This window comes from Mycobacterium asiaticum, assembly GCF_001673365.1.
GTDB lineage: Bacteria > Actinomycetota > Actinomycetes > Mycobacteriales > Mycobacteriaceae > Mycobacterium > Mycobacterium asiaticum_A.
This window is the reverse complement of record NZ_LZLS01000094.1, coordinates 23,243-33,822: the sequence shown is the minus strand read 5'-3', so window position 1 is coordinate 33,822 and position 10,580 is coordinate 23,243. Positions and strand designations below refer to the sequence as shown.

The following is a 10,580-nucleotide window of genomic DNA, read 5'->3' as shown; positions in this document are numbered from 1 at the left end:
GCCAGCGCGCGGGGCTCCGCTGTCGCATCGTGCACTCGGCGAAAACTCACGGTGCCTCGGAAACCCTACCCAACCGGCCGGGACGCAGGTCCCTCGCCAAACTGGGCACCGGTCACTGGTGACCAGATTGTGACCTTTTCGGATCCGATCAGTGTTTCTCGGGTCCCACGTAGTACTCGAAGACCAGTTCAGCCGCCGTCTGAGCCACCGCCCGCACCGTCCGAAATTCCGACCGCAACGGAGACGCAGACAGTAACCGTGACGCCACCACCGCCACCGCCGGCACCTGCACCTGCACCGTCGTCGTCCACCGCCGCACCGCCGCCGGCGACCAGCGCACCCGCGGCCGCGCCGCCACCACCGACGACGCCGGCCGGCCCACGTCAGGTCACCTACTCGGTGACCGGCACCAAGGCCCCCGGCGACATCATCTCGGTCACCTACGTCGACGCTTCCGGTCGCCGACGGACGCAGCACAATGTCTACATCCCGTGGTCGATGACTGTCACACCGATCTCGCAATCCGATGTGGGCTCGGTGGAGGCATCGAGTTTGTTCCGCGTCAGCAGACTCAACTGCTCGATCATCACCAGCGATGGCACGGTGTTGTCCGCCAATACCAACGACTCGCCGCAGACGAGCTGCTGATGGTCGGCCGATATTCCGCGTACCGACGCGGGCCAGATCCCGTTGTCAACCCGGAGCTCGTCGATCGCGTGATGATGGGGGCTTGCGCGGCGATCTGGCTGGTGCTGGTGGGCGTCAGCGTCGCGGCCGCGGTAGCCCTGGCGGACTTGGGCCGCGGCTATCACAAAATGGCGCGAACGCCGCACACCACATGGGTGCTGTACGCGGTGATCGTCGTTTCGGCGCTGATCATCGCGGGGGCCATCCCGGTTCTGCTGCGCGCCCGCCGAAGCACACAGATCGAGCCGGTGGTGCGGTCGCGGGCGCTGCAAGGCGGCGCGAATCGCCCGCCAGCCCGGCCGCGTGTCCGCGCCATGAGCGAGCCGGCTCGCCGCGAGACCGTCAAAGCCTATGGGGCGGTTGACGAATGGTCCGGTGAGGTGGTCGACCGGATTTGGCTACGCGGGGCACTCGCGCTGACCAGCGTGATAGGAACTTCGCTAATCGCCGTCGCGGTAGCCACCTACCTGATGGCCGCAGGGCACGACACCGCGTCATGGGTGAGCTACGGCGTTGCGGGACTTATCGCCGCCGGTTTGCCGGTGGTCGAAATTCTCTACGTCCGACAACTGCACCACGGGCAAGGCGCGCACTAACACTTCTGCTCGGTCCGTGTGCCCCTTAATCGGGGCGGTACTGATGCGCCGCTTTGCGCGCGCGTGCGTGCGTGCGTGCTGCGATCAGCGGTATGCCCCGTCGCATGTCCCTGCCCGCAAGGAGTTAAACGGCGGCCATCTCAAACACGGCGCCTATTTCACGCCTGCTTCTAGGGTGCTTAGTGGTGTTCCCCGTTGGGCGACCCGTTGCCGCTGACGCTGTCCTGATGCTCACGCAGCACGGTAAGGGCGCGGTGCTCGGAGGCGTGGCTCGCCTCGCGCAATGCCGCGTCTTCCGAGGCAGGGTCTGCGGTCAGGAAGCTACCGCTGCCTGGTGAGCCGCCCGCGCCCAGCTTGTTCATTCGCTTGGGCAGCGGCGCACCCTGGTATTCCAGCGGAAGCGGGTGGCCGTGGTCGTCGACGGGGCCGAGCGGCTGGTGCAGCTCGATGTAAGCACCGTGCGGCAGGCGTTTGATGATGCCGGTTTCGACACCGTGCTCGAGTACGTCACGGTCGCTGCGCTGCAGCGCGACGCACCAGCGGTAGGTGATGAAGTACACCAGCGGCGGCAGGATCACCATGCCGATACGCCCGATCCACGTCGTCGCGTTCAGCGAGATGTGGAACTTGAACGCGATGATGTCGTTCATCGCCGCCAGGGTGAGCACCATGTAGAAGCTGATCGCCATCGCGCCGATGCCCGTGCGCACCGGCACGTCCCGCGGCCGTTGCAGCAGGTTGTGATGCGCGTAGTCGCCGGTGAACCGCTTCTCCAAGAAGGGGTAGACGATCAGCAACACAAAGACCAGGCCCATGATGATCGCGACCCAGACGACCGCCGGAATGGTGTGGTGCCAGAAATAGAACTCCCAGGCCGGCCAGATACGGGCCAGCCCTTCGGTCCACATCATGTAGAAGTCGGGCTGAGAGCCCGCCGAGACCTGAGATGGCTTGTAGGGGCCCAGATTCCAGATCGGGTTGATCTGTAGCAGACCGCCCATCAGACCCAGTACACCGACGATGCAGGCGAAGTAGGCACCGGACTTGACCGCGAATCCCGGCATGACGCGCACGCCGATCACGTTGTGCTCGGTGCGCCCGGGGCCGGGGAACTGGGTGTGCTTCTGGAACCAGACCAGCGCCATGTGCACGCCGATGAGGGCCAGGATGATTCCGGGGAGCAGCAAAATGTGCAGCGCGTACAGACGCGGGATCAGGATGGTGCCGGGGAAGTCTCCGCCGAACAGCGCCCAGTGCAGCCAGGTGCCGATCACCGGCATGCCCAGCGTGATGGAGGACAGCGCGGCGCGCAGGCCGATGCCCGAGAGAAGGTCGTCGGGAAGCGAGTAGCCGAAGTATCCCTCGAACATGGACAGGATCAGCAGCAGCGATCCGATGACCCAGTTGGCTTCACGTGGACGGCGGAACGCACCGGTGAAGAAGATGCGCGCCAGGTGCACCATGATCGACGCGGAGAACATCAGCGCAGCCCAGTGGTGGATCTGACGCACGAACAGCCCGCCGCGTACCTCGAAGGAGATGTTGAGCGCCGTCTCGTAGGCACGTGACATTTCGACGCCGCGCAGGGGTTGGTAGACGCCGTTGTAGGTGACCTCGGCCATGGACGGGTCGAAGAACAGCGTCAGGTACACACCGGTGATCAGCAGGACGATGAAGCTGTACAGAGCGATCTCGCCGAGCAGGAACGACCAGTGCGTCGGGAACACCTTGTTGAGCTGACGCCGCACCGCAGCGGACGGGTGGTACCGGGTGTCGATGGCCTCACCCTGGCCGGCCAGCACATCACCGATTTTCGGGGGACTCAGTTTCGGGCTCATGTTGTTGTGCGCTCCCAGAATGCCGGTCCGACGGGTTCGATGAAGTCGCCGTTGGCGACCAGATACCCGTTGGTGTCGATTGTGATGGGCAGCTGCGCCAACGCACGTGCCGCCGGTCCGAAGATCGGCTTGGCGAAATGCAACGCGTCGAACTGCGACTGGTGACAAGGACACAAGATTCGGTAGGACTGCTGCTCATACAGCGAGGAGGGGCAGCCCAGGTGCGAGCAGACCTTGGTGAAGGCGAAGAACTCACCCCAGTTGAAGCTCTCCTGACCTTTGCGCTTCACCACGCGGTCCAGGTCGCTGGGCTTGATGCGGATAAGCATCACCGGGTTGCGGATACCCATGGCGATCGCCGCCAGCTTCTCGTGCGATTCCACCGTGGTGCCGTCGCCGTCGGACTCGCGCCACGGGAAGACGGTCTCCATGCCGCCGGCGTCGATGTCCTCGGGGCGCATCTTGATGAACGGCGGTCCGTCGTGGGCTCCGGTGGCTCGCGCCAGGAAGATCGTTTCGCCCTTGATGCGTGGGGTCCAACCCGACGTCCACAGCACTGCCTTCATGCCTTCGGCGGTGGGCACGACCGGTTTCCACGGGTTCTTGATCAAGCCGCCGGCAAACGCCACCAGGGTGCCGAGACCGAACGCACCCAGGCCGATGCCGAAGGACGCTCCGATCAGCTTGCGACGGCCGATCGTCGAGCCCTCGTAGGCGTCGCCCAGGTTCGCCACCACCGTCTTGCGGTCGATTTCGCGGGAAGCGCCGTCGTGGCGGTCCTGGATCGTAATCTCTTCGGGGATAAAGCGTTTCTGGAAGAGCACTGCGCCGATCGCGATCGACAGGATGGACATGCCGAAGGTGAATCCGTAGAGCGGCGTGGCCAGCGAGTACAACAGGTTGCCCTCGGCGTCGCGCGGCCTGTACTCCCACGGCCAGAACAAGAAGATCAGCAGTAGCGCGAGGCCGAAACCGCCGCCCAGCAAAAGCCAGGTAGCGACTTTGCGCGCGGCGCGCTTTTCGGCCTTGGTGCCCTCGACGGGCCAGCGCGGCTCCTTGTAGACGATCTGGACACCGTCGATCTTGCTGCCCAGTTCGAGTAGTTCCTGTTGTGACATGGCGGCCAGTGCGGCGTCGTCGGGCTCCTTCTCGCCCGCGTGGGTGGCGGTGTCGGTGTCGCTGCCGACCTTAGACAAGTCGCTCATGTACGCGCCCCAATCCACAGTGCCAGTCCGATAGCCGCGACCATGCCGATGATCCACATCGCCATGCCCTCGGGTGCGGGTCCGAAGCCGCCCAGTCCGTAGCCGCCCTGCGAGCGCTCCTCCGCGACGGTCCGGACGTAGGCGATGATGTCTTTCTTCGCTTCCAGCGACAGCTGACGCTCGGAGAACTTCGGCATGTTCTGCGGGCCGGTCAGCATCGCGGTGAGGATCTGCTGTTCGTTCGCGGGTCCCAGGTCTGGTGCGTACTTGCCCGAGGACAGTGCTCCGCCTTTACCGGTGAAGTTGTGGCAGGACGCGCAGTTCAGCCGGAACAGGTCGCCGCCGCGACCCAGGTCGGTGCCCCGCAGCGACTGCATGGCGAGGCTGCCGTCAGGGTTGCGCACCACCGTGGGGCCGCCGCCGTTGGCTTGTACGTAGGCGCCGATCGCGTCGATCTGCGCCTCGTCGAAAATCGGGTCCTTGCGCGGTGCTTGGGCCTCACCGCGCATCGCCGGCATCCGGCCGGTCGACACCTGGAAGTACACGGCCGCTTCGCCGACGCCGATCAGGCTCGGTCCGTGGTCGGGCACGCCCTGCAGGTTGGCGCCGTGACAGGACACGCACGAGGTGTCGAAGAGTTGCTTACCGGTACGCAGCAGTGCCGAACCGGATTCGTCGGCGACAGCGACCTGCGGTGTCGGCGTCAGCACGGCTGCCAAACCGCCGGCGATGGTCAGGGCGATCAGCAGCAACAGGCCACCGGACAGCCGACGGCGCAGACGCCTCCTGGATCGGGCATCGCGGCCACTGCTACCGGATCGGGTAGACCCCTTTTTCTTCAACCGAGCACTCCTCTTCATTGCAGTATTCGGAGCCGCGGGCTCATCGGATGAAATAGATCACGGCGAACAGCGCAATCCACACGATGTCGACGAAGTGCCAGTAGTAGGAGACGACGATGCTGGCAGTGGCCTGCGCCGGGGTGAACTTGGTCATGCTGGTGCGGACCAGCAAGAAGATGAATGCGATCAGACCCCCGGTGACGTGCAGCCCGTGGAAGCCCGTCGCCAGGTAGAAGACGCTGCCGTAGGCGCTGCTGGGGATGGTCGTGCCGTGCGTGACCAGGTGGTAGTACTCGTAGGCCTGCCCGAGGATGAAGAACAGCCCCATCAAGAACGTGATCACATACCACCGGCGCAGCCCGAAGACGTCGCCGCGTTCAGCGGCGAATACGCCCATCTGGCAGGTGAAAGACGACGCGATCAGCACCAGCGTTACCGGCACCGCCTGATACAGATTCAGTTCGGTCGGTGGCGGTGGCCAGTTCCCACCGGCCTGCGCCCGCGCCGTGAAGTAGAACGCGAACAGGCCAGCAAAGAACATGAGCTCGCTGGAAAGCCACACTATGGTGCCAACACTGACCATATTGGGGCGGTTCAGCGAATGCACGCGCGAGGTAATCGCAGTACCCGAGGTCCCTACAGCACTCGTCACATCCGCAAGTATGACGCTTTGTAGTTGTCGAGCACTACCCGGGTCAATAAATCTTCGTAATTCGGTGAGTGCCCGTGCCGGTACGCATCTCGGGTGTCTGGCTCCCGGCGGTGTCATGACGGCGGCGCTCGTGGGACCATCGGCGACGTGGCTGCGTCGGCTGAGGGTTGTTCGTCCGCGGAATCGTCGTGGCCGCAGATCCTCGGGCAATTGACGGAAAGCGGCCAGTTGGCCCGTGGCCAGGCCGCTTGGGCGATGGATCAGATCATGAGTGGCCGCGCGCAGCCGGCCCAGATCGCCGCGTTCGCTGTGGCCCTGAAAATGAAGGGTCCCACCTCCGAGGAAGTCAGCGAGCTGGCCGGCGTCATGCTCGACCACGCCCATCCCATGCCCGCAGGTGCGGTCCCTGACGACGCCGTCGACGTCGTCGGCACCGGCGGCGACGGGTTCAACACCGTCAACCTGTCCACCATGGCCTCGATTGTGGTGGCTGCGGCGGGCGTACCCGTGGTCAAGCACGGCAATCGGGCGGCGTCTTCGTTGTCGGGCGGCGCCGACACGCTCGAAGCGCTCGGGGTGCGCATCGACCTGGGACCTGAACAAGTGGCGCGCAGCCTTGCCGAGCTGGGTATCGGATTTTGCTTCGCGCCGCAATTTCACCCGTCGTACCGGCACGCTTCGGTGGTGCGCCGAGAGATTGGGGTGCCGACTGTCTTCAATCTCCTTGGGCCGCTTACCAACCCGGCACGGCCGCGGGCGGGCTTGATCGGTTGCGCTTTTGCAGACCTTGCGGAGGTGATGGCCGGCGTGTTTGCTGCACGCAGGTCCAGTGTGTTGGTGGTGCACGGCGACGACGGGCTCGACGAGCTCACCACGACGACCACCAGCACCATCTGGCGGGTGCAGGCGGGCACCGTCGACAAGCTCAAGTTCGATCCGGCGGGCTTCGGGTTCGCGCGTGCCGACATCGATGAGTTGCGCGGCGGCGATGCGCAGGCCAATGCCGCCGAAGTACGAGCCGTGCTGTCCGGCGCCAAGGGCCCGGTGCGCGACGCGGTGGTGCTCAACGCGGGGGGTGCACTGGTGGCTCACGCCGGTCTATCCAGCCGCGCTGAATGGTTGCCGGCGTGGGAGGACGGGTTGCGCCGGGCGGTCGAGGCGATCGACAGCGGGGCGGCCGAACAACTGCTCGCGCGATGGGTGCGGTTCAGCCAGCAGGTCTGACTCCACTGCCTGTTGGGCGGCAAGGCGTGCCGACCGTGCAGTGGCCGCCCAGGCCGCCCAGACACCCGCTGATCCCAGCGGCGAGGCCCAGCCTGCGTCGCCGAATCCGGTGACGCGAACGATGCGTACCCCCGGTTCGGCCAACCAGCGCGAGATCAGCGCCGTCTCCTCGATCAGCGCGCCGCCCAGCGGTGCGGGAGACGGGAGGATTGTCTGGGCGCCGGCCGCCAAGGCGTCGATGACGGGCATTGGTGGAACCCCGCGTTGGGCCATTCCCGCGGCCGCAAGTTGACCGTGTCGGATCACGACGAGCTGGTAGCCACCGTCCTTGTCCGGTTTCGCGGCGATGAGTTCCGACAATTCCGCCAGTGCGCGCAACCGTTGCCCGCGCCACAACGCCTCGACCGCGGTGGTGACGTGGTCACGCAAGCGTGCCGCACTCTCGTAGTGACGGCGCTCGGCCAGCGTGGCGACCTGGTCGACGGCTGCGGCCAGCGCGGAATTGTCCGATCCGATGATCAAGGCCCGGGCGCGCCGTATCGCCTCGGCGTACTGCGCAGCGTCCACGTCACGGGCAGCCGGACACGGCGCTAGTTCGACTTCGGGGCAGGCCGGACCGTGCAGTGCCGATCGGGCCAGTCGTTTCGTGCAGGTCCGCACCCCGGTAAACCGGGCGAGCAGGGCCGCGGTGTCGGCGGCGTCGGCGCGGGAACGGAACGGGCCGACGGCCTGGTCGTGGCGCGGGTTGCGAACCACCGACAGCCGCGGAAAGGCCTCATCGGTCAGCGCCACCCACCACCAGCGGTGCGGAAACCGCGACCGTCGGTTGTACGGCGGGGCGTGGGCGGCCAGCAGGCGTAGTTCGCGCACGCCGGCCTCCAGGGCGTGGGCGCACTGAACGTGGTCGACGCCGGTGGCCAGACCAACCATCTCTTTGACGCGGCCGCGCGGGTCGGCGCCGGTGAAGTACTGGCTCACCCGGCGGCGCAGGTCGACCGCGGTGCCGATGTAGAGCACCTCCTCGGATGGTCCGCGGAACAGGTAGACCCCAGGCCGGTGCGGCAGGCCCTCGGCCAGGATCCGCTTGCGGCGCTGGGCCGGGGTCACGTCGGGCAGATACGAGCGCAGGTCGGCGTAGGTGCGGATGCCTTGGTTGCCGACTCGTTCGATGAGTGCGTGCAATACGTCGACGGTTGCCCGGGCGTCGTCCAGAGCACGGTGGGTGGGCTGGGTTGCCACGGCGAAGATGCGCGCCAGCGCGGCTAACCGCACGCTCGGCGCTTCTTCTCGGCTCAGCACCCGCCGCGCCAGCCGGACCGTGCACAGCACTTTCGGCCGGGGCCAGCTGATCTGACAGTGTTCGGCGGCAGCGCGCAGGAAGCCGATGTCGAAACCGGCATTGTGGGCCACCAGAACCGAGTCGCCGGCGAACTCGAGGAACATCGGCAAAACCGCGTCGATCCGTGGGGCGTCACACACCATCGCGGTGGTGATCCCGGTCAGTCGGACGATCTGGGGAGGGATGCTGCGCTGCGGGTCGACCAGCGTGGCGAACTCACCGAGGACCGCGCCACCGCGCACCTTGACCGCGCCGATCTCGGTGATCGCGTCGGGACTGCCGCCTGCGTTGCCCACCGCGCGTCCGCCGGTGGTTTCCAGGTCGACCACCACGAAAGTGGTTTCGCGTAGCGATACCTCCTCGGGCGCATCCCATCCGTTCAACCCGGCGAAAGTGAGTTGAGTGGCACCGGCGGGACCCATGGCCGAGACGTTATGCCCCATCACCGACAGCCAACCCATTTCCCACGCCGGGCGGAGTTGTCGGTGCCTGTCGTTACCGTGCGGTGGAGCCTGATTAAGGCAGTTAGAGCACTATGGAGAGGACCTGGATATGGCGTACGGCAGTGCATCCGAAGGCGGTGGCGGACCTGCGGTTACACCTGGGAAGCCGGTGGTCATCGACTGTGACGACTGTGCGGTGCGCGGTCCGGGATGTCGTGAGTGCGTGGTGAGCGTTTTGCTCGGTGTGCCCGAAACCCTTTCGTACGACGAACAAGTCGCTTTGGAGACGCTGGCCGAGGCGGGCCTGGCTCCGCGATTGCGGCTGGTTCCGATCCGGCGCGACCGCGCGGTGTCACCCAAGGGCGTGGCGTAGTTGGTCGTGTATGGTCGACGGCGGCGCTAACCCGACTCACATAGACATGACATAAATCTTCCTAATTTCTTAACTCCTCCCTTTGGACAAACGTCGATATCGTTTCGTAACCTGTTTGAGACCTAAACCAGCTCGGCGCATTTTGCGCCGATGGCAGTTTAAGGAAGCAAATCTTGAGGCTCGATAGGCTTTTGATCGCTCGTGTCCTGAAGCGGTCCGCCGTCGGCTCGTTAGCGAGCTTTGTCGTGTTCTCGGGGATTACGGCCGCCACTGTGCTGGCCGATCCTGCTGACGACGCGCTGGCAAAACTCAACGAGCTCTCCCGGCAGGCTGAGCAGACCACCGAGGCGATGCACAGCGCTCAACTCGACTTGAACGAGAAGCTCGCCGCTGCTCAGGCGGCGGAGCGCAAGCTGACCGACGACCAAGCCAAACTGGAAGCCGCCAGAGCGCGGTTGGCCAGCTTCCAGGGTGCGGTCAACAAGGTCGCCGCCGCCACGTACATGGGTGGTCGCACCGATGGTCTCGATGCCATCCTGACCGCGGGTTCCCCGCAGCTGCTGATTGACGGCCTGGCCGTGCAGCGGGTGATGGCCAGTCAAATGTCCTCGCAGATGGCCAGTTTCAAGGCGGCCGGTGAGGATGCCGCAAAGGCTGAGCAGGCCTCCGCCCGATCGGCGGCCGACGCCAAGGCCGCCGCCGAGCAGGCCGCGGCGGTACGCGCCAACCTGCAGCACAAGCAGAGCCAGCTGCAGGTACAGATCGCCGTAGTCAAGTCGCAGTACTTCGCTTTGTCCCCCGAGCAGCGCACCGCGCTGGCTAATCCCGGACCGGCGCCGGATCGCGTCCCGGATCGCGCGCCGGGTGAGGCGATGCCCGCTCCCGAGGCGGTGCCTGGCGCGCCGGTGCCACCCGAGGGTGCGCCGGTACCCGGTGGACCCCCCATGCCGGGCGGAGCTACCGAGGCCCCCTTCATCGGCGGTGGCGGTGGCGACCGTGCTGTCGTCGTGCAGGCTGCGCTGACCCAGATCGGATCGCCCTATGTGTGGGGCGGTGCCGCCCCCGGTGGGTTCGACTGCTCCGGGCTGGTGATGTGGGCGTTCCAGCAGGCCGGTATCTCGTTGCCGCATTCCAGCCAGGCGATGGCGCACGGTGGCCAGCCGGTGGCGCTGTCCGACCTGCAACCCGGTGACGTGCTGACCTTCTACTCCGACGCTTCCCATGCCGGCCTCTACATCGGCGACGGGATGATGGTTCATTCCTCCACCTTCGGCCAACCGGTCCGGGTGGTCCCGATGGACTCGTCCGGCCCGATCTACGACGCCCGGCGCTACTGACGGTCTCGCACTGCCGCGCTTCAATCGCCTCCTACTGGCCGGTG

9 protein-coding genes and 1 pseudogene are annotated in these 10,580 nt (G+C 66.0%); 5 read left to right on the top strand and 5 right to left on the bottom strand.

Annotation, left to right across the window (positions count from 1 at the left end):
- Both A5634_RS10480 and A5634_RS10475 read left to right on the top strand, forming a co-directional pair.
- Positions 1-648: MmpS family transport accessory protein (locus A5634_RS10480; protein WP_437339961.1), on the top strand; the 648-nt coding region annotated here is incomplete at its 5' end.
- Complete coding sequence (locus A5634_RS10475; protein ID WP_065143976.1) at positions 648-1,283, top strand: DUF2561 family protein; 636 nt, start codon at positions 648-650, stop codon at positions 1,281-1,283. The genes A5634_RS10480 and A5634_RS10475, both read left to right, overlap by 1 nt.
- A 179-nt stretch (positions 1,284-1,462) precedes the next feature.
- Here the strand turns inward: A5634_RS10475 and qcrB are convergent, their stop codons facing one another.
- Genes qcrB through ctaE form a run of 4 tightly spaced genes read right to left on the bottom strand, consistent with a single transcriptional unit; the run spans position 1,463 to position 5,820 of the window.
- Positions 1,463-3,121: a cytochrome bc1 complex cytochrome b subunit gene (gene qcrB / locus A5634_RS10470; RefSeq protein ID WP_065143975.1), complete on the bottom strand. Its 1,659-nt coding sequence runs from the start codon at positions 3,119-3,121 to the stop codon at positions 1,463-1,465.
- Complete coding sequence (qcrA, locus tag A5634_RS10465; RefSeq protein ID WP_065143974.1) at positions 3,118-4,326, bottom strand: cytochrome bc1 complex Rieske iron-sulfur subunit; 1,209 nt, start codon at positions 4,324-4,326, stop codon at positions 3,118-3,120. The genes qcrB and qcrA overlap by 4 nt, the downstream gene beginning before the upstream one ends.
- Positions 4,323-5,168: a cytochrome bc1 complex diheme cytochrome c subunit gene (gene qcrC, locus A5634_RS10460; protein ID WP_065143981.1), complete on the bottom strand. Its 846-nt coding sequence runs from the start codon at positions 5,166-5,168 to the stop codon at positions 4,323-4,325. Before qcrC ends, qcrA begins: the two co-directional genes overlap by 4 nt.
- Before the next feature lie 40 nt (positions 5,169-5,208).
- A complete protein-coding gene (gene ctaE, locus A5634_RS10455) occupies positions 5,209-5,820 on the bottom strand; it encodes an aa3-type cytochrome oxidase subunit III (RefSeq protein WP_065143980.1) in 612 nt (203 codons plus the stop codon).
- 138 nt (positions 5,821-5,958) lie between these two features.
- Between ctaE and trpD the strand changes: the two genes are divergently transcribed.
- Entirely contained in the window at positions 5,959-7,044 is a 1,086-nt protein-coding gene (gene trpD / locus A5634_RS27240; RefSeq protein ID WP_437339962.1) for an anthranilate phosphoribosyltransferase, read from the top strand.
- Here trpD and A5634_RS10450 read toward each other — a convergent pair.
- A pseudogene (locus A5634_RS10450) lies at positions 6,982-8,805 on the bottom strand (DEDD exonuclease domain-containing protein); the annotation flags it as partial. The gene trpD and the pseudogene A5634_RS10450 sit on opposite strands and share 63 nt — an antisense overlap.
- A gap of 130 nt (positions 8,806-8,935) precedes the next feature.
- On the opposite strand from A5634_RS10450, the gene A5634_RS10445 reads away from it, so the two are divergent.
- Together A5634_RS10445 and ripC are read left to right on the top strand one after the other, a co-directional pair.
- The gene (locus A5634_RS10445) at positions 8,936-9,199 is read left to right on the top strand and encodes a hypothetical protein (RefSeq protein ID WP_065143973.1); all 264 of its coding nucleotides are present in this window, start codon (positions 8,936-8,938) and stop codon (positions 9,197-9,199) included.
- Between the two features lie 173 nt (positions 9,200-9,372).
- On the top strand, positions 9,373-10,536 hold the full coding sequence (gene ripC / locus A5634_RS10440) for a peptidoglycan hydrolase RipC (RefSeq protein ID WP_065143972.1): 1,164 nt from the start codon (positions 9,373-9,375) through the stop codon (positions 10,534-10,536).
- Positions 10,537-10,580 lie beyond the last annotated feature (44 nt).

Excerpts from the sequence above, each read along its gene's own strand:
- A5634_RS10475 (WP_065143976.1), top strand. The coding sequence starts at position 648 with ATGGTCGGCCGATATTCCGCGTACCGACGCGGGCCAGATCCCGTTGTC.
- qcrB (WP_065143975.1), bottom strand. The coding sequence starts at position 3,121 with ATGAGCCCGAAACTGAGTCCCCCGAAAATCGGTGATGTGCTGGCCGGC.
- qcrA (WP_065143974.1), bottom strand. The coding sequence starts at position 4,326 with ATGAGCGACTTGTCTAAGGTCGGCAGCGACACCGACACCGCCACCCAC.
- A5634_RS10445 (WP_065143973.1), top strand. The coding sequence starts at position 8,936 with ATGGCGTACGGCAGTGCATCCGAAGGCGGTGGCGGACCTGCGGTTACA.